This window comes from Streptomyces sp. NPDC026538, from assembly GCF_055567535.1.
Genome location: NZ_JBVHQG010000012.1, coordinates 175,322 through 199,017, shown reverse-complemented (window position 1 = coordinate 199,017; position 23,696 = coordinate 175,322). Strand labels below are relative to the sequence as shown.

The following is a 23,696-nucleotide window of genomic DNA, read 5'->3' as shown; positions in this document are numbered from 1 at the left end:
CGTACCTTCAGGACGATCGGTCACCGGCCGTAGATTTCGGGGCATGGAGATCCGCCGCACGGCGGCCAGTGAAAGGCCCCAGATGACCGCCACCACCGTGAACCCCGTCCTGCGCGTCGCCCCCGCCGCGCCCGCCGAGGCCGCCGCCCACTTCCGGGCGAGCCTCGTCTTCCACGCCGACGTCTCCGACGTGGCCGCCGCCCTCGCCGCCGACGGCGACCCCGGCTTCGTCGTCCTGGACTCCCGCTCCACCGAGTCCTGGGACCAGGGCCACATCCCCGGCGCCGTCCACCTGCCCACCGCGCTGATCCCCGAGCAGGCGGCCCGGCTCCTCGACAGGGACGTGCCCGTGGTGACGTACTGCTGGGGTCCCGGCTGCAACGGCGCGACCCGCGCCGCCCTGGCCCTGGCCGAACTCGGTTACCGAGTCAAGGAGTTGCTCGGCGGGTTCGAGTACTGGGTGCGTGAGGGCTTCGAGTTCGAGACCTGGCAGGGCCGTACCCGCCGGGCTCCGGACCCGCTGACCGCACCCGTCGAGGGCGACTGCGGTTGCTGATTCCCGGTGGCGAACTCGTGCTGTCGCTGTACGTGTAGGTTCACCCCATGACTCGTTATGCGGATCCAGGCGCGGTGGAGTGGGTGGAGTCGGGCGGCGGCCCGCTCGTGGCGGTCCCGGAGACGGTCCTGCCGTTCTGGGCCGGAGCCGACAGCGAGGAACTGGCCACCGACTACGACCGGGCCTGCGAGGTCGACGGCTACGTCGGACTGCTCCCGGTCGGGGACAGCGCGGCCCTGGTCCTCGGCGACGAACCCGCCTCGACGTCCTTCCTGCCGGACCACGGCACGTTCATACGCTGGTCCGCCGCCGACTCCGAGGACGAGCTGCTGGCCCAGGTCCCGGCCGCACTCGACAGCGCGGTGTGGGAGAACGAGATCCGCTGGCAGGTGCCGGGCCCCGTCGTCCTGTTCGACTCCGCCTGGCCGGGCGGCGAGGCGGCGGGCGGGGACCGTCTGCGGGTCCCGCTGGAGCCCGGCACCTACGAGGTGCACGCCGCCTACACCAGGCCCGGCCCGGAAACCTGGCTGGGCCTCGTGCGGTTGCGCAAGGTCGACAACTGACCGTTCGTCACTTGAGCCCGTCGATCGCGATGTTGAGGTGGCGCGGACCGCGCAGCACCGCATTCGGCCGGTAGGGCGGCGGGTCCTCGACGAGTCGCGGGTTGTCGAGCCGGCGGGCCAGCTGGGCGAGCGCGAGCTGGGCTTCGATACGGGCCAGCGGGGCGCCGAAACAACTGTGGATGCCGCTGCCGAACCCGAGGTGCTGGATGTCCTGGCGGTCCGGGTCGAACCGGTCGGGGTCCGGGAACCGCTCCGGGTCCCGGTTGCCCGCGGCCAGGACGAGCCAGATGCGCGAACCCTTGGGGATGGTCACCCCGCGCACCTCGATGTCGGCGATGCAGGTGCGCTGCGGCACGAGCTGCACCGGCGGCTCGTAACGCAGCAGTTCCTCCACGATCCGCACCGACAGGCCCGGGTCGTTGCGCAGCCGCTCCAGGACCTCCGGGTGCCGCAGCAGCGTCAGCATGCCGTTGGTGATCAGGTTGACGGTCGTCTCATGGCCGGCGATGAGCAGCAGCACCGCGGTGCTCAGCACCTCAATGGTCGTCATGGAGCCGTCCGGACCACTGCTGTGCACCAGGTCGGACAGCATGTCGTCACGGGGTTCCCTGGTTCGCTGCTCCACCAGCCCGTTCAGGTACATGCCGAGCTGCAGCCGGGCCTCCTGCGCGGTGCGCTGGGAGTCGGCCGCCGTACGGCTGTCGGGGTCCAGGCCTGCGACGATCGGGTCGACCCAGGCCCGGAAACGGGGCTCGTCCTCGCGCGGCACACCGAGCAGCCGGCAGATCGCGGTGACCGGGAAGGGGTACGCGACCTGGTCGACGAGGTCGAACTCCCGGGCGTCTCCGAGGCCGTCGACGAGACCGGTGATGATCTCCTCCAGCTGGCCCCGCATGTCGTCGATCCGGCGCGGCCGGTGCGGTGGCCCGAAGGAGCTGTTGGCGATCCTGCGCAGCCGGTCGTGCTCCGGCGGGTCGAGCCGGATGAAGCTCGGCGGCAGTCCCGTCGCCTCCGGACCGGACAGGTCGTCGTGGCCGCCGGCGGTCACGTTCGACTCGTCGGAGCTGATCCGCGGATCGTGCAGCAGGGCCTCGATGTCGTGGTAGGAGCTGATGATGTAGGGACCGTCGTCCTCCTCGTGGAGCACCGGCGTCTTGCGGAGTTCCTCGTACACCGGGTACGGGTTGGCGCGGTTCGCGAAGTCGGTGATCTGGCGCAACATCGAGGTCTGCGTCGTCATGACAGGTCCTTCGAGCGTCGGGGCCGGGGCGCGGTCAGTGGCGGGCGGGGTGGAAGACCAGCTGCTGGTCGGTCGGCGAGTAGCCGCTGAGGGTCACCATGGGACCGTGCGTAGGCAGCGCGGGGTCCGGGAAGTCGGCGTCGACCGGCACCCGGCCCTCGGGACGGCGGTCCACCGTCGGGAACTCCACCGGGAACGGCGCGCCCTTCTCGATCTGCCGCTGGTAGAACTCCAGCCACCGGGTGTTGTCGAAGCTCACCGCGGCGATCGTCCGGCCCTTGTAGCCGTACACCCCGACGAACCGGCGTTCGGCCAGCGAGCCCTGCGTGATCATGATCTGCTCGCCCATCGGCGGCACCCCGACGGACTTGATGTTCACGCCGAACTGGGACGACCAGAACGCCGGCACCCACAGATGCGGCCTGCGCTCCGCGCTCGGGCTGATCATGTTGTGCGCGGCGATCTCGGCCTGCGCGACCGCGTTGCCCCAGTGCTCCAGGGAGAGGAACTGATAGCCGAACAGGGCGTGCGGGGACCGGGCGACATCGCCGGCGACGAAGATGTCGTCGGTGACGATGCCCCGGAAGTCGAAGGCACGGCAGCCCGCGTCGCAGGCGATGCCCCGGGGGCCCGCGCCGAGACCGGATCCGGCGAGCCAGCCGGTGTTGCGGATCGCGCCGAGCGACACGATCACGACGTCCGCCTCGACGATGCTCTCGTCGGACAGATGGACGGCGCGCACCCGGCCGGCCGAGTCGCCCTCCAGCGCGGTGACCATGACCCCGGTGCGCAGGTCCACCCCGTTCTCGCGGTGCATGTCGGCCGCGACCGCGCCGATCACCCCGCCCAGGGCGCCCACCAGCGGCGCGCCCGCGCGTTCCGCCACGGTGACCTCGATCCCGTGCTCCCGGCAGGCCGAGGCGATCTCCGAACCGGTGAACCCGGCGCCGATCACGAACACCCGGCGCGGGCCGGCCTTCAGCCGCCGCAGCAGCGCGGCCGCGTCGTCCCGGGTGCGCAGGGTGAACACGCCCTCCAGCCGGGCCTCGTCCTCCCTTGGCCAGGGCCGGGCGCTCACTCCGGTCGCGATCAGCAGACGGTCGTACTCGACCTCGTCGCCGTCGGCCAGCCGGACCCGCCTGGCCTCGATGTCGAGACCGGTCGCCGCGACCCCCAGCCGCCACTTCGCGTCGATCTCCCGGCGGCGGGGCAGTTCGGTGTGGTTCGGGGACGCCTTGCCGAGCAGCACCCCCTTGGACAGCGGCGGCCGGTCGTACGGCTCGTAGGGCTCGTCGCCGATCATGGTGAGTTCCCCGGTGAAGCCCTCGGCGCGCAGCGTCTCGGCGCCCCGAAGCCCGGCCAGCGAGGCACCCACGATCACGATCCGGCCCTCCCGCCGGAGCCAGTCGAGATAGTCAGCGGGCGCCATCGGACGTCCCTCCCACAGCCCCGTCCAGGCCGTCGGCGGTGATCGCCTGCACCGGGCAGGCGGCGACGGCACGGGCCAGCCGCTCCCGCTGCTCCTCCTCGGCGTGTGGGCTGTAGACGAGCGACTCCTCGCCGTGCATGGCGAAGACGTCAGGGGCGAGGAACGCGCACTGCGCGTATCCCTGACATCTGTTGAGATCGACGACAAGGCGCATCATGGCTCCGCCCTTCCGGTGGCCAGGTGTCGTGCGTACCGCCAGTCCGTGGCTTCAGTCTCGGACCGCCGAGAACTCCCCGCACGTCAGCATGGGCGCCCGCGTGTGCCACCGCGCGCCGGGGACTTCCGATCGGGTGAGTCCTCAGGACGCCGGGGCCGGGGCGGAACGCCGGAAACCCGCCACGACGATGTAGGAGCTGAGCAGCAGCGACCAGGCCGGGAACACCAGCTCGGCCCACGGCACGACCGACGACACGAACAGCAGGACCAGGGTGCAGAGGAAACCCAGCACCGTGAGCCAGCGCGGCAGGATGCCCAGTCGGTGCCCGATCACCGAGGTGGAACAGACGAAGACGGCCGCCATCCGCATGGCGTAGCCGGTCATCAGCGTGTACGCGAAGTGCTGGCCGAAGTCCCAGGTGGGCCGGGAGGGCGAGGTACCCGCCGGGTGCGCGGTGTCCAGCAGGGCCGCGGCCGCCGCGGCGGCGCCGAACATCGTGGCCGTGAAGACCAGCCCGCTGCCGAGGAACACGGTGGCGATGAACCGGTCCTCGTTGTCGCCGACATGGGCGCGCACCGCGCCGGCGAACCAGAGGAAGAAGATGCCGGCGAACGGCACCAGCAGGAGGGCCGCGTGGACGGCGCTGCGCTGAGCGGGGTCCGGTGCCTGGGCGTTGACCGCGTCCGCGCCCTGCGGGACACCCAGCCGGATCAGCACGATCGCGGCGGCCAGCAGCAGAGCGAAGACGATGCCGGCCACACCGGCGGCACGGGGGGCCTCCAGCGACTGCCGCCGGGGCGTGGAGGTCTGCATGCGCGGCTCGCTTCCTGTGCGATGGCCCCCCGCACCAGCAAGCCGCCTGCGCCCGTCCACCGCCACCGGAGCACACCCGAACGGCAGACGGCGCCCTCCCGGCCGCCGTCCGCGGTGCGTTGCCGGGCGCGGGTCCGGCCAGTTCGGCGCGGCCGTGGCCGCACGGTTCCCGGCCGGACACCGGGGCCGGCCCCGACGACTCGGCGCGGCTCGTCGCACGAGGCACGCCGGGTCACCGGGCAGGTCGTCGGCTCCGAGGCGGCCACCGCCACGGACGTGCCGTCAGAGCTGCGACAGTTCGTCCACCAGGTCGTCCAGACCCAGTGACCCCTGGGACAGGGCCGCCATGTGCCAGGCCTTGAGGTCGAAGGCGTCGCCGCGCCGCTCGCGGGCCTGCTCCCGGCCCAGCAGCCAGGCCCGCTCGCCCAGCTTGTAGCCGATGGCCTGCCCCGGCATGGACAGATAGCGGGTCAGCTCGCTCTCCACGAAGTCCGCCGGGCGGCTGCTGTGCGCGCCGAAGAACTCCTGCGCCAGCTCCGGCGTCCAGCGCTCCCCGGGGTGGAAGGGGGAGTCGTCAGGGATCGTCAGCTCCAGGTGCATGCCGATGTCGATGATGACCCGCGCGGCGCGCATCATCTGCGCGTCCAGGTAACCGAGCCGGCGCTCCGGGTCGGTCAGGAAGCCCAGCTCGTCCATCAGCCGCTCCGCGTACAGCGCCCAGCCCTCGGCGTTGGCGCTGACCATGCCCACGCTGGCCTGGTAGCGGGAGAGGTTGTCGGCGATGTGCTTCCACTGCGCCAGCTGGAGGTGGTGGCCGGGTACACCCTCGTGGTACCAGGTCGAGACCAGGTCGTAGACCGGGAACCGGGCCTGGCCCATGGTCGGCAGCCAGGTGCAGCCGGGGCGCGAGAAGTCGTCCGACGGCGGTGTGTAGTACGGCGCCGCCGCGCTGCCGGGGGGAGCGATCCGGGACTCCACGCGGCGGACCCGCTCGGCCAGGTCGAAGTGGGTGCCGTCCAGCTCTTCGATGGCCTCGTCCATCACGGACTGCAGCCAGCGCTGGACCTCGTCGACGCCCTCGATGTGACTGCCGTGCTCGTCCAGGTGCGCCAGCGCCACCCACGGCGTGGCCGCGCCGGGCAGGATCTTCTCGGCCTCGGTCCTCATCTCGCCGAGCAGCCGGTGGTACTCGGCCCAGCCGTACGCGTACGCCTCGTCCAGGTCGAGGTCGGTGCCGTTGTAGTAGCGGACCCAGCGGGCGTAACGCTCGCGGCCCACCACGTCCGGGGCACCCTCGATGGCCGGCGCGTACACGTCCCGCATCCACGCGCGCAGCGCCGCGACACCCTGGGTGGCGGCGCGGGCGGCCTCGTCCAGCTCGGCGCGCAGCGCCTCGGGCCCGGAGGCGGCGAACTGCTCGAACCAGCCCCGGCCGTCGCCCGTGTCGGTCCATTCGCCGAGCTGTCCGACGAAGGTGGCGGTGGCGCGCGGCCCCGCGTGCAGCTTCCGCTCCAGACCGAGTTCCAGGGACTGCCGGTAGCCCTCCAGCGCGGCCGGCACGGCGCGCAGCCGCTCGGCGACGGCCGCCCAGTCCTCCTCGGTGGCCGTGGGCGTCACGGTGAACACCTGACGCACCGCGTGCGCGGCCGAGCTCAGGTTGCTCACGGAACGCAGGCTCTCGTCCGCCTCGTGCACGGCGAGGGAGGCGGTGAGCCGCTCGCGCAGCAGACGCGCGCAGCGACGCTCGATGTCACTGTCCGCGCCGGGCTGCCGTTCGGCCTCGTCGAGCTTGGCGAGCGTGTCACGCTGGAGCCGGGCGAGCGCCTCGGCGCCGGCCGGCGAGGTGTCCGGCAGACGGCTCGAACTCTCTTTGACGCCGAGGAACGTACCGGTGATCGGATCGAGGGCAATGAGCTCGTCGACGAAGGTGTCGGCGACCTGGCGGGGCAGCGGGCTGTTGGTCTGTGACATGCGGTCCATCCTCGTACGGCGGGCCGCCGCACGTCACTGGGATTGAGCTGACGGCGTAGGCGGGAGCAGCGGTCCGCACTCCCACTGCTGGAAGATCAACCGGGTCTCCACCCGGGCCACTTCGCGCTGGGACGTGAACTCGTCCAGGACCAGCCGCTGCAGGTCCGTCATGTCGGCCACCGCCACATGCACGAGGTAGTCGTCGGGACCGGTCAGATGGAACACCGTCCGCGATTCCGGCAGCGCCCTGATCCGCTCCACGAACGGCCCCACCAACTCCCGCCGGTGCGGCCTCACCTGCACCGAGAGCAACGCCTCCAGGCCACGCCCGAGCTTGGCCGGATCGAGCTCCAGCCGATGCCCGAGGATCACTCCCGAGCGCCGCAGCCGGGTCACCCGGTCCAGACAGGTCGACGGCGCCACGCCCACCCGGGCGGCGAGATCGCGGTAGGTGGTCCGGGCGTCGTTCTGCAGCAGCCGAAGCAGATGCAGATCGACCGGATCCAGTACGACAGATTCGGCCACACGGCGAACGTAACACGGTGTTCGCTTCCCGTACCCCGCTCGATGTTCACCCTTCGGGCATGGACTCGACGAGCACCTATGACGATTCAGTGCGCGCCTACGACGACTCGGTGAACCTCCGCGCCGGCGCGACGCGACTGTCCGGCGCCTCGCGCGCCCTGGCCACCGAGGCCGTGCACGCCGGCCGCGACGACCTCGCCCGCCAGGGCCTGCACGCCCCGCCGATCGACCTGTCCACCACCTACCCGTCCTACGACAGCCGTGCCGAGGCCGCCCGCATTGACGCCTTCGCCACCGACGGCGCGGACCCGACCGGACCGCCGGTCTACGGGCGGCTCGGCAATCCGACGGTCGCCCGCTTCGAGACCGCCCTGGCCCGTCTGGAGGGCACCGAGTCGGCCGTCGCCTTCGCCAGCGGCATGGCCGCCCTGAGCGCCGTGCTGCTCGCCCGCGCGGCGACCGGCCTGCGCCATGTCGTCGCCGTACGGCCTTTGTACGGGTGCAGCGACCACCTGCTCACCGCCGGTCTCCTGGGCACCGAGGTCACCTGGACCGACCCGGCGGGCATCACCGACGCGCTGCGCCCCGACACCGGCCTGGTGCTGGTCGAGTCCCCGGCCAACCCGACCCTCGCCGAACTCGACCTGCGGGCCGTCGCCCACGCCTGCGGCACGGTCCCGTTGCTCGCCGACAACACCTTCGCCACCCCCGTCCTCCAGCGGCCCGCCGAACACGGCGCCCGGCTGGTGCTGCACAGCGCCACCAAGTACCTCGGCGGCCACGGCGACGTGCTGGCCGGGGTGGTCGCCTGCGACGAGGAGTTCGCCGGGCAGCTCAGGAAGATACGTTTCGCGACCGGGGGCGTCCTGCACCCGCTGGCCGGCTACCTGCTGCTGCGCGGCCTGTCGACCCTCCCGGTCCGGGTCCGGGCCGCCTCCGCCACCGCCGCCGAACTCGCCCGCCGTCTCACCGCCGACCCGCGCATCGCCCGTACCCACTACCCGCGCCTGGGCGGCGCGATGATCGCCTTCGAGGTGCACGGCGACCCGCACGAGGTCGTCTCCCGGGTACGGCTGGTCACCCCGGCCGTCAGCCTCGGCAGCGTCGACTCCCTCATCCAGCACCCGGCCTCCATCAGCCACCGCGTGGTCGACGCCGAGGACCGCCGGGGCGCCGGGGTGAGCGACCGACTGCTGCGGCTGTCGGTGGGCCTGGAGGACGTGGACGACCTGTGGGCGGACCTGGACCGGGCACTGGGGGACATCTGAGCGCCCCGAAAGGGGCGCGGGGAACTGCGCAACCAGCTCCCACGCACCCGCAGTCGTGAGACGCCCCTGAGCCCTACGGCGCTTCGGCCTTCCCAGCCTCACCCGCACCGGAAAGCCACCCCATGGCAGGCACGGCATCCCCCGGCTCCGCCGGAACCGCCGCCAGCCGGGCCGTGATGACCAGCGTCCCCTCCTCGATCTGATAGTCCAACGGCAACTCCAGCCCCCGCATCGCCGCCACCATCGCGGTGTTGGACGCCTGCGTCACCGCGTACACGCTCTCGCAGCCCGCCTCGACGGCCATGCCCACCAGCCGGCCCAGCAACTCGCTGCCGATTCCGCGCCGCTGCCAGTCGTCCTCGACGAGCAGCGCGACCTCCGTCTCGTCCCCGTCCCACAGCAGATGCCCGAGCGCGACGATCCGGCCCGACGCGGTCTGCACGGCCAGCGTCCGGCCGAAGCGAGGGCTGAGCAGGTGGTTCAGATAGCGGTCCGCGTCCCCGACCGGCCCGTGATAGCGCAACCCGAGGGTCCGTGCCGAGCAGCGCTCGTGCATGGCCTTCGCGGCCTCCACGTCACCGGTGTCGGCCCGGCGTACGGTGATCTCCCTGCCCTCGGACAGGGTGAGCACGTCCTGACTGTGCGGGATACGCGGCCCGAGCCGGGCGTCCAGTTCCACCAGCGCGCGCGCCCGCGCGAACTCGGTCGGCGTGAACGGCAGATACGGCCGCTCCACGGTGATCACTCCACCCTCCGGTGCGCGCAGCCGCATCACGGTGTCCTCCAGCACCCCTTCGACGGGAACCGTCTCGGGGCTCCGGGCCCCGCCGACCGGATGGGCGGGGAGCGAGCGGATCGTGCACCTCCCCAACAACTGCCGGAGGGCCAGCGGAAGTTCCGCCGCGTCCAGCGCGGTTCGGGTCGCCAGACCGAGCACCCGGGTCGGAGCGTCCACCAGATCGTGCGCGTCGGCCCGCTCGATCCAGGTCTCCGTGCCCCCGGCCAGCGCGACCGCCCGGGTGATCTCACCGGCCGTCAGCAGGCCCGGGGCCCGCAGCAGGAACTCGTCGACCGTGCCGTCGGCCAGCGGATGCGTCTGCAGGTTCAGGATGTCGACCGCGTGCCCGGCGAGCGCGGTGCACAGCGCGGCCAGCGAACCGGGCTCGTCCCGCACGGTCGTGCGCAGTCGCCACAGTGTGCTGTGCGCGCCATCGGCCGCCGGGGCCTTTGGACCGGGCCCGGCCTGCCGCGTCTCGGTGACGGCCGGCCGGGCGCCGGTATCGGTATCGGTCACCGGAGGTGCGTGACCTGGGCGCCTGGCCCACCACACGTGGAAGCCGGCCGTCGCCGCCAGCACCACGGCCGAGGTCACCAGCAGCGCCGGGCCGCCGGGCCCGTGCCCGATCAGGTTCGCCACCGCGTCCGCCACGGCGACGGCCGTGAACAGGGCGGCGAGTTCGACGACGTCCCGTCGCCAGTGGTGCACGGGGCGTCCGTTTCGTGTGCGCCTCACATCAGACATGTCTCGATTCATGCATCCACTGTGAAGGAAGGGTGTTGCGTGATCACGAACGCGCTGTGACCGACGGGTAAAGCGTGCTTATGTTGTTTTTGTGATGGTTTTTACCATTGCCGAGGTCTCGGAAATGACTGGTTCTGGCCCCCGGTCAAGCGGCCACCTCCACACCCAGCGCGTCCCGCAGCCGACGGGCCTGCACCACCAGCCGGGACGAGCCACGCCGGGCCGCCGTCTGTGACAGGTGCGGCAGCGCACCACGGGCCCCGGACCGCTCGGCGCACTCGGCCGCGACCGAGAGCAGCTCCCCGAGCCCACGGACCGAACCCGGTGTGCCCGCCCCCGCCGTCGCGAGGTCGGCGAGCAGCACGGGAAGGGTGTGCCGGAGCATCTCCCATATCGTCGTGTTGGCCCCGGTGGCCGCCGCCGTCCGAGCCGACTCGGCCAGCCGCGACGGCTTCACCGCGCCACGCCGGACCAGCTGGCCCAGGTCGGCGCCCAGCCGCTCCGCGTCGAGCTGCCCACGGGCGGCGAGCACCAGCAGCGCGTCCACCGCGGCGAGCCGGTCCTCCGGATGCCGGGCGCCCAGCCCGTAGGCGACACACAGATGGGTGCCCTCGCCTGCGGCGCCGCCGGACTCGGCGAGCAGCGGAAGAGCGGCGGCCATGCCCCGCTGGTCGTCCACGGCGGCCTGGGACAGATCATGCACCAGCCGCACGGCGACCAGCTCGCGCTGTTCCGGGAGCGTGGCCAGCCAGTGCCGGTGGTTCTCCCGGCCCCAGTGGTGGCAGTACCGTCGCTCCTCGTCGGCCGTGACCGGCCGGCCCAGCCGCCGGAACGCCTCGGGGAAGTCCGCCTGGAGTTCCAGGACCTCACCCGACTCGACCAGGATCCGCGCCCCCGAGGTCCGGCGCCGGGACGTGGGCAGGGCGGGTCCCCCGGTGGACAGCCGGTGTGCCAGCCGCCGGCCCTCCGGTGTGCCGAGCGCCGTCGCCCGCTCGGCCGCCGCCAGGGCCGCCGCCCGGTCCTCGCGGCGCACCCGCAGCAGCGCCTGCGCGAAGTCGGCGGCACCGACCCGGGCACCCAGCCGACCGTAGACCGCGAGCCGGTCGACCAGTTCGTCCGGTTCCAGGAGCCCGGTGCTCCATGACGGTGTGGCCAGCAGCAGCGGCTGCGGGTCCGTCCGTATCCGGTAGGCCAGTTCGCGCAGCCGGCCGTCGAACACCCGGGAGAACCCGGTGTGCGCGCACTCGTGATCGGCCGGCCCGCGCTGCTGGGCGGCGAACAGGGTGTCCGTGCCGACGGCTCCGAACAGCGTGGCCAGCAGCAGCTCCAGGCCGTCCTGGGCACCCAGGAGGCCGTAGCGGGTGTTGCCGAAGTACTCGTCGGTGTGCCACCAGCGGCGTGCGTCGGGCTGCTTCCACCAGCGGGTGGCGGCCACCGGTTCGAGCGCCGCCCGCAGTGCGTCCCGGTCCCGGTGGGCGTGGCGGGCCAGCCCGTCCAGCACCCGCTCGAACGCCGCCACGTCCCCGTCGGACGCCAGCAGGGCGCCGACCTCCTCGGCGAGCTCCACGGCGGACTCCGGCGCCGGTGCCGGCCGGAACGGCTCCGGAACCGGCGGCAGCATCTCCGCGTACCCCTCGGCCGCCGGTACCGCCGGGATCCCCAGGGCGTCGGCCGCCCGGTTCCGCAGGACGGGACTCAGCTGCTCGGCCGCCCCGGCGATGCCGGACCGGACCGCCGGGTCGTGCAGCCTCTTCGCGTGCCGCTCCACCAGCTTGAGCGCGCGCTCCTGCACCTGGGTGTCCTCGTGCCCGAACGCCTGGGCCACGGCCGGCAGCAGCTCCGCCACCGAGGCCGGCTCACCGGCGAGCACCTTGCCGAGCAGCACCAGCTGGGCGCGCACCAGCTTCTTCTCAGTGCGGAACAACAGCCCTTCGGAGGCCTCCGCCAGCTGCCGTGCGGACAGTTCGCCGTCGAGTGCCAGGGCGGCGAGTATCGCCTGGGCGTGGGCGGCGACGGGGGAGACGGCGTCCCGGGCGAGGGCCGTCCAGTCGGCGACGCGGGACCGCTCCTCCTCCCGGGTGAGAGCGAGCTGGACCAGCAGCGGCAGGAAGATCCGGTGGTCGGTCGGGCCGCCGCCGCGCAGCAGACGGGCGACACAGGCGTCGGCCACGGCCCCGCGGTCCAGTTCGCCCGTCCGGGTCAGCTCCGCGATCGCGCTCTGCCAGGAACCGGGACCGTCACCGAACAGCCAGCGCACCTCGCTCACCTCGGAGAACTCGAACAGGCCGTTCACCAGCGGCGCCAGGTCCGGCTCGGCCCGCAGCCGGTCGATCAGGGGCACGCGCCCCCAGCCGTGACCGATGTGCCGGACCCAGCCGACCACATAGGCGTCCGTCACCGGGACCTCGCATCCCGAGCGGCGCACCAGCCCGGCCATCAACGGGAAGGGCACGTCCGCGGAGACCGGCCGGCCGGCGAGGCGCCGGGCCACATCGGCCTGCCAGCCGGTGTCCCGGCCTGCCAGCGCCCGCAACAGCGTCTCCGTCGGCGCCTGCCGCCAGCGCATGTCCGCCCCGGCGATCCAGGTCGCGGCCGCCGCGGCCCCCGAGTGGCACATCGCCCCGGCCACCTGCAGCGCCGGATACATGCGCTCAAGCCCGTTCCGCTGCTCCCACGGCAGTGCCCGCACCTCCTTGCGCAGCCTCTTCAACTCCGGCAACAGCACCCGCCGTTCGGTGTCCGGCATGTTCCTCAGCAGGAGCTCGGTCTCGCCCGCGCGCCCCATCCGCACCGCTTCCAGCACCGCACTCATCGCGTACCCCCGTCGATCTCCGCCATGTCCTGCTCCATCGCTCCACCGCGCCGCACCATCCGCACCGCCAGCGCGTGCTTGCACGGCCCGCGCCCACCCCGGTACTTCGCCCACCACAGACAACTGCAGCTCAACACCCCCGCCGCATCCCGCACCCGGTGCACATGACCGTCCTCGGCCGTCACCGTGCCGACGGTGCCGGCCACGGTCACCGCGCCCGCGGCCACCAGCGCCCGCGCCGAGCGCAGCCGGGGGTTGTGCCGCTCGACGCGGCCCGCGTCGTACGGCAGTTCACGGTGGAAGTAGGCGGCCTCCGCCGTGTCGTAACCGACGCGTCCCGAGGTGCCGAGGCGGACCAGGGCCGCGCGCACCCGCTCCGGGGTGAGCCCGGCGGAGGCGGCCAGGTCGGCGACGTCGACCCGGGGCTCCCAGGCCAGCAGCACCGCGATCAGCTCCGCGTCCTCGGCGGCCGCGTCGGTGGCGAGCGCGTCCAGCACGCCGCCCTCGCCGGAGAACCCGCGGGCCGCGTCGGGTGACAGGGTCAGTGTCAGCCGCATGCCCGGCAGCACGACCTCCCAGGCGGCGGCCGTACCGGAGACCGAGAGGGCGCCCTGCGGACCGTAGACCCGCAGCGCCGTCGCATGGCGCAGCACCCGCTGGAGCGCGGCCAGCCGCTCCGGTCCCGGCAGGCACACCGCGCCCGGCACCGGGCGGGTCGTCGGGCGCAGCCCCCGGCCCGCGGGCACCACCCAGCGGGGCCCGGCCGAGCCCCGGCGGGCCGTGCCGCCGCGGGGGAGCGAGCGCAGGAACCGCACCGCCTCGTCCGCCGGCAGCTCCGCCCGCAGATCGAACCCGGCCGCCATGACCTGCGCCTCCGCGAAGCCGCGCAGCCAGCGGTCCGGCAGCGGGACCTTCTTCTCCACCACGGGCCCGTCGAGCGTGGTCACCGCCAACTCCTCCGGACCGACGCGCAGATGGAGCGGATCGTCAGTGCCGATCCGCGAAAGGGCCTCCCGCAGCGGGTTGTTGACGTCGACGTTCGTCCTGCCGTGGCCCACCTCGCCGCCGTCCAGGCCCGGGCCGAGCACGTCCAGCCGGGCGTACACCCCTCCGCAGCCGGAGAAGGACTCGAAGCGCAGCCGGTCGCCGTTGCCCGTCACCACCGGGTCGAGCGAGGCGCGCAGCAGCGGCTGGTAGTACCGCGCGGCCGCCACGTCGGCTACCGCGAGCAGCCCGGCGGCAGCCACCTGAGGCGAGGTCAGGAAGCCCGCGAAGAACCGCGGATGGTCCTCGATCCCGGTGGGCGTCGCACCCCGGGAGGTCTCCAGCCCTAGCTGGCGTCCATCGGCGGCGGAGCGCAGCACGGAGGGTTGGCGATAGGCCACGGCCTGTGAAGATCGCGTCATGGAAAAACCGTAGAGGCGACCACTGACAATCGGCCCTGACCTGCGAAAACGCCCTGTTGGCGGGGGAGTTCGGGGATGCGGTGGGGCCAGCGAAGGGAGATGCGGTGGGATCCGTGCCGAGGGATGCGGCAGGATCCGTGCCGAGGGATGCGGCGGGACCTGCGCGGGCCTGTTTCGGGACCTGTACCGGGTGTGCGGCGGGCTTCGTGCCGGGTGTGCGGCGGGCGTCGTGCCGGGTGTGCGGCGGGCGTCGTGCCGGGTGTGCGGCGGGCTTCGTGCCGGACGTGGGGCGGGCTTCGTGCCGGACGTGGGGCGGGCTTCGTGCCGGACGTGAGACAGGGCCGCGCACCGGGGGATGACGCCGGTGCGCGGCCCTGGGAAAAGCGTACGGGAGTTACTGGCCGACCCGGCCCGGCTGCAGGGTCTGGGTGAACAGCACCGTGCCGTCGTACTCGCGCAGACGGACCGTCAGCTCACCGCTGTCGCCGTCGATGTCGACCTCGCCGAAGAACTGGTAGCCCGCCGCGGGCGACACGTTCGAGGCGGTCGGTGCCTTGACGAACACCCGGTCGGGTCCGAACGTGCCGTCCAGCGCGCTGGCCGGGAAGGCGCCGGCGTTGAGCGGTCCCGAGACGAACTCCCAGAAGGGTGCGAAGTCCTTGAACGCGGCCCGCGACGGGTCGTAGTGCTGGGCCGAGGTGTGGTGGACGTCGGCCGTCAGCCACACCGTGCCGGTGATCCCGCGGTGCTTGATGTAGCGCAGCAGCTCCGCGATCTGCAGCTCACGGCCGAGCGGCGCGCCCGGGTCGCCCTGGGCGACGGCCTCGAAGTTCGCCAGGCCCTCGACCGGGTCGGGCACCACCAGACCGAGCGGCATGTCCGCGGCGATGACCTTCCACACCGCGCGCGACCGGGACAGCTCGCGCTTGAGCCACTCCAACTGCTCGGCGCCGAGGATGCCCTGCGGGTCGGTGGTCTGGTCGTCGGGCGAGTTCGCGTTCCGGTAGGTCCGCATGTCCAGGACGAAGACGTCGAGGAGCGGGCCGTGGTGGTGGACGCGGTAGATCCGGCCGTCCGGGCGGCCGCTGACGGTGGAGATGGGGAAGTACTCGGAGAACGCCCGCCGGGAGCGCACCGCCATGTCGTCGAGCCGGGTGCCGGCCGGGTAGGGGGTGCCGGCGCCGATGACCTCGCCCGGGTACCAGTTGTTGCGGACCTCGTGGTCGTCCCACTGGATGACGTTCGGCACCTGGGCGTTGAACCGGCGCAGCGCCTCGTCCAGGAGGTTGTAGCGGAAGTTGCCGCGGAAGTCGTCCAGGGTGACCGCGACGTGCGACTTCGCCTCGCTGGTGACATTGCGGTACAGGCTGCCGTCGGGCAGTGCCTGCGTCGCCGAGATCACGCCGTCGGCGTAGATGTTGTCACCGCTGCACAGGAAGAAGTCAGGGTCCAGCTTCGCCATCGCGTCGAAGATGCGGTAGCCGCCGATGGACTCGTTGATGCCCCAGCCCTGCCCGGCCAGGTCGCCGGACCACAGGAACTTCACGCCCTGGCGCCGGCGGGTGGACGCGGTGCGGAAGGTGCCGGTGACCGGCTCGCCGGTGCGGCGCGGGTCGTCGGGGTCGGCGAGCAGCACGCGGTAGTGGATCTGCTCGCCGGCCGGCAGCCCGTGCAGCCGTGTGGTGCCGGTGAAGTCGCTGTCCGCGCCGAGCAGCGGTCCCCGCCATCTGCGCGGGTCGCGGAACGACTCGGTGGCCGAGGTCTCCACGATCATCCGGGCCGGCCGGTCCGAACGGACCCACACCAGGCCGGAGTCGGCGGTCACGTCGCCCGCCTGCACACCCCAGTCGGCCCGGGGCCGCCCGGAGAGCGCGAACGCCGGAGCCGCACTGAGCGCCGTGGGCAGGGTCAGGGCCGCCGACGCGGCGAGGGAGCCGCGCAGCACGCTGCGGCGGCCTGGGAACGAAAGGGACATGAAGGGCCTCCAGGGCGAGATCCGGCCAGTTGTGCACAGCCACAACTACTGGTGCGCCGCAGCGCTCACGGAAACCACAAGTGAACAACTGACCGGCCCCGCGCGGTCACCCGTCGAGCGCCTCCGCCATCACCCGCACCCCTTCCCGGATCCGCGCCGGCGGCAGCTGCGCGTACCCCAGCACCAGCCGTACGACGGAGTCGTCGGCCGGTGCGTGCGTACACGCGCCCAGCGGACGCACCGCGACCCCGGCCGCCGTCACCCGCGCCACGAAACGGCTCTCCGGCCCGCAGGACCGGGGCAGTTCCGCGATCGCGTGCAGCCCCGCCGCGATCCCCGACACGCGCGCGTGCGGGAAGTGTTCGGCCAGCGAGGCCACCAAAACGTCCCGGCGTTCCCGGTAGGCGCGCTGGCAGCGGCGCAGCTGCCGGTCGTAGTCGCCGCGTTCCAGGAACCGGGCGAACACCGCCTGGTCGAGGGAGGGATGCCCCAGGTCCATGGTCCGCTTCCGCTCGACGACGTCGTACGCCAAGTACTCCGGCACCAGCAGCCAGCCCAGCCGCAGCCCGGGGGCGAGGGACTTGCTGACCGATCCCATGTACGCCACGCGTTCCGGGTCGAGACCCTGGAGCGCGCCGACCGGGGCGCGGTCGTAGCGGAAGTCGCCGTCGTAGTCGTCCTCCAGCAGCAGACCGTCCACCGCACGGGCCCAGTCCAGCAGCCGGGTCCGGCGCCCCGCGGAGTAGGCGATCCCGGTCGGGTACTGGTGGGCGGGCGTCGTCATCGTCGCGCGTACCCCCGAGTCGCGGAGCGGGCCCAAAGCCAGGCCCTCGGCGTCCAGGGGCAGCGGCACGGTGCGCAGTCCGGCCGCCCTGTACAGGCCGTCGTGCTGGGGGCTGCCGGGGTCCTCCACACCGATCTCGCGCAGCCCGCGCGCGTGCAGCACGGATCCGAGCAGCGTCGTCGCCTGTGCCACCCCGGACACGACCACGATCCGCTCCGGGTCGGCGACCACGCCCCGGCGCCGGGCCAGCAGTTCGGCGAGGGCCGAGCGCAGCCGGGGCAGCCCGCGCGGGTCCGGGTAGCCGAGGTCGCGGTGCGGGAGCTCCGCCAGCACCTCGCGCTGCGCGGCGGCCCAGGCGGCGCGCGGGAACAGCGCCAGATCCGGTGACCCCGGCACGAAGTCCACCCGCACGCCCGGCGAGCGCGGCGCCAGATCACGCGCGCGTGCCGACGCCGCCCGTACCGCGCCGCCCACCCAGGTCCCCGCACCCCGTCCGCTGCGCAGATAGCCCTCCGCCGTCAGCTGCTCGTACGCCTCGGTGACCAGCCCGCGCGACACACCGAGGTCCTTGGCCAGCTCCCGGCTCGACGGCAGCCGGGTGCCGGGCGCGAGCCGTCCGGTACGGATCGCCTCGCGCAGGGCCGCCTGGAGGGAACGGCCACGCGCGCGTGCCGGTGCCGACGCGGCCGGCAGCAACAGCTCCCAGGCGGCGGATCCCGGCAGGCCGCCCGGATTGGTCCCCGATGACGTCATGGAAGTGGACCTTAATCCGGGCCGCCCAGGTTCCTAGCGTCGTCCTCATGAACGCGACCACCACCCGCGGCGCCCTCCTGACGGCGTTCGCCTATACGCTCGTCGGGGCCTCCTTCACCGCCAACAGCGTGCTGGGCCACTACCCCTACGCGGGCGGCCAGTTCCTGCGCTACGGGGTGGCCTGTCTGCTGCTCGTGCCCTTCGTCGGCTCGGGCGCGGTGGAACGGCTGCGCGGGCTCGGGGCGCGCGCGTGGCTGCGGCTGGCCCTGCTCGCCGCCGTCGGGATGGTCGGCTTCAATCTGGTGATCCTCGCTGCCGAACGCACCGCGGAACCGGCGGTTCCCGGTGTCTTCGTGGGCTGCGCTCCGGTGGTCGTCGCGGTCCTGGTCCCGCTCCTCGACGGGCGCGGGCCGCAACGCCGGGTCCTTCAGGGGGCGTCGCTGGTCGCCGTCGGCGCCTTCGCCGTCCAGGGCTGGGGACGTACCGACGCGAGCGGGATCGCCTTCTCGGTGTGCGCGCTGGCCGGTGAGGTCGGGTTCGCGGTGCTCGCGGGGCCGGTGCTGCGGGCGCTCGGGCCGCGGCTGCTGACCGCCACGGTGTGCGCCCTCGCCGCGGCCGAGGCGGCGGTGGCCGGGGTCGTGCTCGACGGCGGGGCGTGGCTGCGCCGGCCCGACGCCACGGAGACGGCCGCGCTGCTGTGGCAGGCGGCGGTCGTCACCGTCGTCGGTTTCGTGTGCTGGTACATGGGCGTGCAGCGGATCGGCACGGAGCGCGCGACGCTCCTCACGGGCCTCGTCCCCCTCACCGCCGTCGCCACCGCCCCGCTCGTCGGAACGGGTGCCTACGGCCCCGCCCAGGCCGTCGGCGGCGTTCTGGTGGGCGCGGGGGTCGCCCTGGGCTCCGGTGCCCTGCCCCGCATCGGTCGGCGGGCGGCGGCCGCCGCGGCCAGGCCCGGTGCGAGCCGGCGGCCGGGGACCGCCGCCGCACCCCGCGCCCGGCGCGGCTCAGCGGCTGCCGTCCAGGATGACCCGTGCGACCAGGGCCGGGTCGTCGTTCATCGGGCAGTGGCCGCAGCCGGGCAGCCGGACCAGGCGGGCCTTGGGGATGATCTGCTTGGCCCGCACCCCCTGACGGCGTACCAGCAGCATGTCCCGGGTGCCCCAGCCCACCGTGACCGGGATGCCGGGGACGTCGTCCGTGAACTGGACGGCGGAGCCCGCCCGCAGGGTCTCGGCGAACCCGGTGGCCCGCGCGAGCGCGAGCGTCTCGGCGACCACGGCCTCGGGTGAACGGCGCGCCGGACGGGCGTAGATGGTGCTGGTCAGGGCCGTCCGCCCGGCGGCAGTCCGGGACAGCCGCTCGACCAGCGGGAGCGGCAGCCGTTCCGCGATCCGCCGCATGGCGATGAGCACACCGAAGGCGTAGCGCCGCTCGGCCTGCGTCCAGAATCCGGCGGGGGAGAGGGCGGTGACGGTCCGTACGAGCTTCTCGCGGCCCAGCTCCAGGGCCAGCAGCCCGCCGAGCGAGTTGCCGGCCACATGCGGCCGGTCCAGCTCGAGCGCCTCGAACAGGGCGGCGAGCACGGTGTTGGTCGTGGGCAGGTCGTAGGCGAGGCCCGCCGGAAGGCCGGGGGAGGCGCCGAAGCCGGGCAGGTCCACGGCGATCACGTCCCGCTCGGTCGCGAGGATGTCCACCACCGGGTCCCAGGCCTGCCGGTGATGCCCTATGCCGTGGATCAGGACCAGCGGCTCGCCTCGGCCCACGCGCGCGTAGGAGACGGTCACGTCCTGCCGGCCGTGCGCGGCCGGGACTCTGACGGAGACGGTGGCGGACATGGGGGCTCCTCGTCTGTGACATCGGCTGACGCGGTAGACAGCTTGTCAGCAATTGCTACTGGCGGGTAGTCCCCGGGGCGGTGTGTCGTGCCGCGGCGGACGGACCTGCGCAACACGCCCTGGGTGGCTCCAGGTTGGAGACGGGGCGCGGGGGGCGCCGCCGGAGTGTCGGCCGCGGTTCCGCGGCCCGCGGAGCGGCCGGTCGCCGACGGTCCGGGATCATTCTGGGCCGGGCGTGCGCGGGAGGGGGCGATTCCGCCGGGACGCGCAGGAACGTGTCGGGCTGGGGAGGGTCCGGTCGGCGTCCCCGCGGTCCCGCCCGCACCGTCCATATCATCCGTAATACCGGCAACGGGTGCCCCTCGTCGCCCTCCGGCCCCACTCGCCCCACGTCTTCCGTCGTGCGACGGGAGCTTTACCGTCATGTCACGAAAACGCCCCCGTGCGAACGCCTCATGAACGCTGCGTGGCACCGCTTTCTCTGTGCTGCCCACGGGATCGAGGATTGGTCTTGACCAAGGGTGCGCGCCGCCCTATCGTCGCAGATAAGTAAAACAACCTTTAATAAACAAGGGCGCTAAAACGCCGCCGGACCACGGCGATTGCGGAGGACAGGGTGGGGACCACGCAGCTGGAATCGGTGCCGGAACCGAAGTACTGGCATCTCAAGACCGTGCTCAGTGAGGCACTCGACTCGGAGTTCTCGGTCGGCGAGATCCTGCCCAACGAGCGCGACCTCGCCGCCCGCTTCGGCGTGGCCCGCGCCACCCTCCGTCAGGCCCTCGAGCAACTCGAACTGGAGGGTCGCCTCCAGCGCCGCCGCGGGGTCGGTACGACGGTGGCGCCCCCGCGCGTGGGCGTGGCCGTCGGTACCGACGAGGACGCCTGGCCGGGCGCCCCCGGCGACGCCTGGCAGCCGGTCGAGTGCACCCTCGCGGTGCCGCCCGCCGCCGTGGCGACCGCCCTGGAGACCGGCGCGGAGGAGCCGGTGCACATGGTGCGCCGCTCCCGCGTCTTCCACGGCCAGCCCGTCGCCGCCGAGCTGCTCTACATCCCGGCGTCCTCGGTCCCGGACCTGACGGCGATCGACGCGCCGTCCGGGTCGGCACGCGCGCGTGCGGTACTGCGCGAGCTGCAGCGCCTGGAGCTGGAGGGGCAGGACCGCGCCGTGGAGCTGGGCTCGGCCCGCGCCGACGACGCCAAGGAGCTGGACCGCCTCCCGGGCGCCCCGGTCCTCGTCGTCACCACCCGCTTCCTGGCCGCCGGCCGCACCGCCGCGCTCTCCGTCGCCACGTACCGTGCGGACACCTGCCGGCTGACCTTCGGCGACTCCGGCGGCGTGGAGATCCACCACGGACCCGAGCGGCAGGCCTCGTAACCGCACGGCCGAGGCAGCGGCCGATCCGAAGCAGTCGCAGGCCCGAAGCAGCGGCTGAGCCGAAGCAGTCGCAGGCCCGAAGCAGCGGCTGAGCCGAAGCAGTCGCAGGCCCGAAGCAGCCACCGACCCAAGCGGCCGTCGAGCTGGGCGGCCACCGCCCCAAGCGGCCGTCGATCCGAAGCAGCCGCAGGCCCGAGCAGCCGCCGTGCCGAACAGGACGCGCCCCGGAACTCCTCCGGGGCGCGTCGCGTCGTCACGACAGCCGGGCAGCTGCTCAGCGGCGTGCGGTGACCGTTCCCTCCACCGCGAACAGCTGCTCCTCCACATGGTCGAGGGCGAGCCGCAGCGCGCCGGTCGCCACCGCGGCCTCGCCGAGGAGGGAGAGGGTCACCCTCGGCGGCCGCAGACAGTAGCGGGCGAGTTCGCGGCGCAGCGGCTCCAGGACGCCGTCGAGCCCCGCCGCCCAGCCGCCGATCACCACCAGCTCGGGGTCGAGGGCCAGCGCCAGCGCGGCCACGTCGTGGACCAGCCGCTGGATGAACCGGTCGACCGCGGCCCGCGCCCGTGTGTCCCCCTTCCGGGCCAGCGCGAACACCTCGGCGACCGCCTGCTCGTCCAGCGGATGCAGCGGTTCGTCGGTGGTGGACAGCAGCGTCTCCGGGGTCACCTCGCGGCCCAGCAGATGCAGCGCGCCGATCTCCCCGGCCGCCCCGCCGTAGCCCCGGTGCAGCCGTCCGCCGATCAGCGAACCGGCGCCCGGACTGAGCCCGGCCATCACCATCACCACGTCGTCGGACTCGGTGGCGGCGCCCTTCCAGTGCTCGGCGACGGCCGCCGCGTTGGCGTCGTTCTCCACCAGCACCGGGCACTTGAAGGAACGGCTGAGCCGCTCGCCCAGCCGCAGTCCCGTCCACTGGGGGAGCGCGGTGCCCAGCCGCACCCGGCCGTCCGCCTCGACGATGCCCGGCGTGCCGACCCCGACGGCCCGCAGCGAACTGCGCGGCACCCCGGCCCGGCGCAGCAGCTCGGCGACCGCGATGCGCAGCCGCTCCAGCCGCTCGTCCGCGTCGGCCGTCTCGTCCACGTCCTTGGCCTGCGCCCCCAGCACCCGGCCGTCCAGATCGGCCAGCAGCGCGGCGACGCGGTGCGGCCCGATCTCCAGGCCCAGCAGATGCCCGGCCTCGGCCCGGAACCGGAACCGCCGTGCGGGCCGCCCCTGCCGCCGGGTGGCGCCCTCCTCGGCCGCCTTCTCGACGACCAGACCGGCCTCGATGAGCCCCTCGACGACCCCCTCGACGGTCGGCCGGGACAGTCCGGTCACCCGGGTGATCTCGGTCAGGGTCGCGCAGTCCGTGGCACGCAACGCGTGCAGCACCACCGCGGAGTTGATCCTCCGCAGCAGCGACGGATCACCGCCGGTCAGCCCCGCCAACGTCCGTCCTCCCAGCTAGCCCTGCGTGTTGGCCGGATCGTACTTCGGTACGGACGACCCCGGCGAGAGTCCGGCGCCCCCGACCTGCCGAAGATCCGCGATCAGTGGGGCACGACGAACCCGGACTCGTACGCCGCGATCACCGCCTGCGTACGGTTCGTCGTCGACGAGGAGAACGGTGACCGGCATCCGGCCAGGGTAGATCAGCGCGCCGGCAGCTCGGCGTGCACCTGCCAGTCGCCCCGGTCCGGTCCGGTGCGCGCGCCGCCCCCGAGGAGGGCCACGCGCTCGCGTATCCCGCGCAGCCCGCAGCCCGCAGCCCGCAGCCCGCAGCCCGCAGCCCGCAGCCCGCAGCCCGCAGCCCGCAGCCCGCTGCCCCGCCCGGGCCCGGGTATCGCCGCGGTGAGCGGATTGCGCACCTCCGCCACCGTCAGGGCGTGCCCGATGGAGTCCTGCTGATCGTGTCCTTCGTGGTCGGCGACCTGGACGCCGGCCTGGCGGACGTGTTGCCCGACCGGGCCGGTCAAGTCGTCCTGCACAGCGCCTGGGACGGGGCCCTGGGCCCGTGGACCGGGCTGGCGGTGGCCGCGCTGTGGACGGCGGGCGCGCTGCTCGCCGGAGCCCGCAGCGTGCGCCGACGGGACGCCTGACGGCCCGCACGCCTCCCATCGGCGAGCGGCTAGCCCGCCGCCTCCCGCAGCCGTCCGAACTCCTGCGCCATCGTCGCCGTCGTCCAGTGCGCGTTCAGTCCGCTCGGGTTCGGCAGCACCCACACCCGGGTGTCCCCGATCGACCGCTCCTGCGGCCCCACCCGGGCCGTGCGGTCGGCGAAGGCGGCCCGGTAGGCCGTGACGCCCACCACCGCCAGCCATCTCGGCCGCGTCCGGGTCACCTTCGCCGTCAGCAGCCGCCCGCCCTCGGTGTACTCCGCGGCCGTCAGCTCGTCGGCGCGCGCGGTCGCCCGCGCCACCACGTTCGTGATGCCGAGCCCGTAGGACAGCAACTCGCCCTGTTCCGCGGGCTTCAGCAGCCTCGGGGTGAACCCGGACAGGTGCAGCACCGGCCAGAAGCGGTTGCCCGGACGGGCGAAGTGATGGCCCGTGGCCGCCGTCATCAGACCGGGGTTGATGCCACAGAACAGGACGTGCAGGCCGTCCGCGATCACGTCCGGGACGAGACGGTCGCGGGCGGCCTCCAGCTCCGCCTGGGTGAAGCGG

The 23,696-nt window shown here is 73.5% G+C and carries 19 protein-coding genes and 1 pseudogene; 5 read left to right on the top strand and 15 right to left on the bottom strand.

The window, feature by feature from the left end:
- Nucleotides 1-82: 82 nt before the first annotated feature.
- A complete protein-coding gene (locus ACZ4N4_RS37685; RefSeq protein ID WP_450763431.1) occupies nt 83-556 on the top strand; it encodes a rhodanese-like domain-containing protein in 474 nt (157 codons plus the stop codon).
- 47 nt (nt 557-603) lie between these two features.
- Nucleotides 604-1,119, top strand: coding sequence for an immunity 21 family protein (locus ACZ4N4_RS37680; protein ID WP_467597410.1), 516 nt, complete (start codon nt 604-606; stop codon nt 1,117-1,119).
- 7 nt (nt 1,120-1,126) lie between these two features.
- On the opposite strand, the gene ACZ4N4_RS37675 is transcribed toward ACZ4N4_RS37680, so the two are convergent.
- From ACZ4N4_RS37675 to ACZ4N4_RS37650, 6 genes are all read right to left on the bottom strand, one after another.
- Nucleotides 1,127-2,359, bottom strand: a complete 1,233-nt coding sequence (locus tag ACZ4N4_RS37675) for a cytochrome P450 (protein WP_467597407.1) — start codon at nt 2,357-2,359, stop codon at nt 1,127-1,129.
- A 34-nt stretch (nt 2,360-2,393) separates the two neighbouring features.
- Nucleotides 2,394-3,788 carry an NAD(P)/FAD-dependent oxidoreductase gene (locus ACZ4N4_RS37670; RefSeq protein ID WP_467597405.1) on the bottom strand — a complete coding sequence of 465 codons (1,395 nt, stop codon included), beginning with the start codon at nt 3,786-3,788 and terminating at the stop codon, nt 2,394-2,396.
- Nucleotides 3,775-4,002, bottom strand: a complete 228-nt coding sequence (locus tag ACZ4N4_RS37665) for a ferredoxin (RefSeq protein WP_450763766.1) — start codon at nt 4,000-4,002, stop codon at nt 3,775-3,777. The genes ACZ4N4_RS37670 and ACZ4N4_RS37665 overlap by 14 nt, the downstream gene beginning before the upstream one ends.
- A gap of 144 nt (nt 4,003-4,146) precedes the next feature.
- Entirely contained in the window at nt 4,147-4,818 is a 672-nt protein-coding gene (locus ACZ4N4_RS37660) for a hypothetical protein (protein ID WP_453563604.1), read from the bottom strand.
- Nucleotides 4,819-5,100: 282 nt separating this feature from the next.
- A complete protein-coding gene (locus tag ACZ4N4_RS37655; protein WP_467597402.1) occupies nt 5,101-6,789 on the bottom strand; it encodes a DUF885 domain-containing protein in 1,689 nt (562 codons plus the stop codon).
- A gap of 33 nt (nt 6,790-6,822) precedes the next feature.
- Entirely contained in the window at nt 6,823-7,314 is a 492-nt protein-coding gene (locus ACZ4N4_RS37650) for an Lrp/AsnC family transcriptional regulator (protein ID WP_362561907.1), read from the bottom strand.
- A gap of 59 nt (nt 7,315-7,373) precedes the next feature.
- On the opposite strand from ACZ4N4_RS37650, the gene ACZ4N4_RS37645 reads away from it, so the two are divergent.
- A complete protein-coding gene (locus tag ACZ4N4_RS37645) occupies nt 7,374-8,582 on the top strand; it encodes a trans-sulfuration enzyme family protein (protein ID WP_467597397.1) in 1,209 nt (402 codons plus the stop codon).
- Nucleotides 8,583-8,655: 73 nt separating this feature from the next.
- Here the strand turns inward: ACZ4N4_RS37645 and ACZ4N4_RS37640 are convergent, their stop codons facing one another.
- The 6 genes from ACZ4N4_RS37640 to ACZ4N4_RS37615 form a co-directional block, all read right to left on the bottom strand.
- Nucleotides 8,656-10,104: a GNAT family N-acetyltransferase gene (locus ACZ4N4_RS37640; protein ID WP_467597394.1), complete on the bottom strand. Its 1,449-nt coding sequence runs from the start codon at nt 10,102-10,104 to the stop codon at nt 8,656-8,658.
- Nucleotides 10,105-10,249: 145 nt separating this feature from the next.
- Nucleotides 10,250-12,916 (bottom strand): DUF7825 domain-containing protein, encoded by a 2,667-nt coding sequence (locus ACZ4N4_RS37635; protein ID WP_467597391.1) that lies wholly within the window; start codon nt 12,914-12,916, stop codon nt 10,250-10,252.
- The gene (locus ACZ4N4_RS37630; RefSeq protein ID WP_467597388.1) at nt 12,913-14,322 is read right to left on the bottom strand and encodes an SWIM zinc finger family protein; all 1,410 of its coding nucleotides are present in this window, start codon (nt 14,320-14,322) and stop codon (nt 12,913-12,915) included. The genes ACZ4N4_RS37635 and ACZ4N4_RS37630 overlap by 4 nt, the downstream gene beginning before the upstream one ends.
- Before the next feature lie 394 nt (nt 14,323-14,716).
- Complete coding sequence (locus tag ACZ4N4_RS37625; RefSeq protein WP_467597385.1) at nt 14,717-16,297, bottom strand: alkaline phosphatase D family protein; 1,581 nt, start codon at nt 16,295-16,297, stop codon at nt 14,717-14,719.
- Between the two features lie 106 nt (nt 16,298-16,403).
- Nucleotides 16,404-17,834: a MocR-like pyridoxine biosynthesis transcription factor PdxR gene (gene pdxR, locus ACZ4N4_RS37620; protein ID WP_467597382.1), complete on the bottom strand. Its 1,431-nt coding sequence runs from the start codon at nt 17,832-17,834 to the stop codon at nt 16,404-16,406.
- A 1,004-nt stretch (nt 17,835-18,838) separates the two neighbouring features.
- Complete coding sequence (locus ACZ4N4_RS37615; protein ID WP_453563621.1) at nt 18,839-19,669, bottom strand: alpha/beta fold hydrolase; 831 nt, start codon at nt 19,667-19,669, stop codon at nt 18,839-18,841.
- Between the two features lie 616 nt (nt 19,670-20,285).
- On the opposite strand from ACZ4N4_RS37615, the gene ACZ4N4_RS37610 reads away from it, so the two are divergent.
- A complete protein-coding gene (locus tag ACZ4N4_RS37610) occupies nt 20,286-21,047 on the top strand; it encodes a GntR family transcriptional regulator (RefSeq protein WP_453563624.1) in 762 nt (253 codons plus the stop codon).
- A gap of 274 nt (nt 21,048-21,321) precedes the next feature.
- Here the strand turns inward: ACZ4N4_RS37610 and ACZ4N4_RS37605 are convergent, their stop codons facing one another.
- Nucleotides 21,322-22,479: an ROK family transcriptional regulator gene (locus tag ACZ4N4_RS37605; RefSeq protein WP_453563626.1), complete on the bottom strand. Its 1,158-nt coding sequence runs from the start codon at nt 22,477-22,479 to the stop codon at nt 21,322-21,324.
- Between the two features lie 203 nt (nt 22,480-22,682).
- A complete protein-coding gene (locus tag ACZ4N4_RS37600; protein ID WP_467597378.1) occupies nt 22,683-22,898 on the bottom strand; it encodes a hypothetical protein in 216 nt (71 codons plus the stop codon).
- A 33-nt stretch (nt 22,899-22,931) separates the two neighbouring features.
- Between ACZ4N4_RS37600 and ACZ4N4_RS37595 the strand changes: the two are divergent.
- A pseudogene (locus ACZ4N4_RS37595) lies at nt 22,932-23,129 on the top strand (ABC transporter permease); the annotation flags it as partial.
- A 29-nt stretch (nt 23,130-23,158) separates the two neighbouring features.
- Here the strand turns inward: ACZ4N4_RS37595 and mug are convergent.
- Nucleotides 23,159-23,644, bottom strand: coding sequence for a G/U mismatch-specific DNA glycosylase (gene mug, locus ACZ4N4_RS37590; protein ID WP_467597376.1), 486 nt, complete (start codon nt 23,642-23,644; stop codon nt 23,159-23,161).
- Nucleotides 23,645-23,696 lie beyond the last annotated feature (52 nt).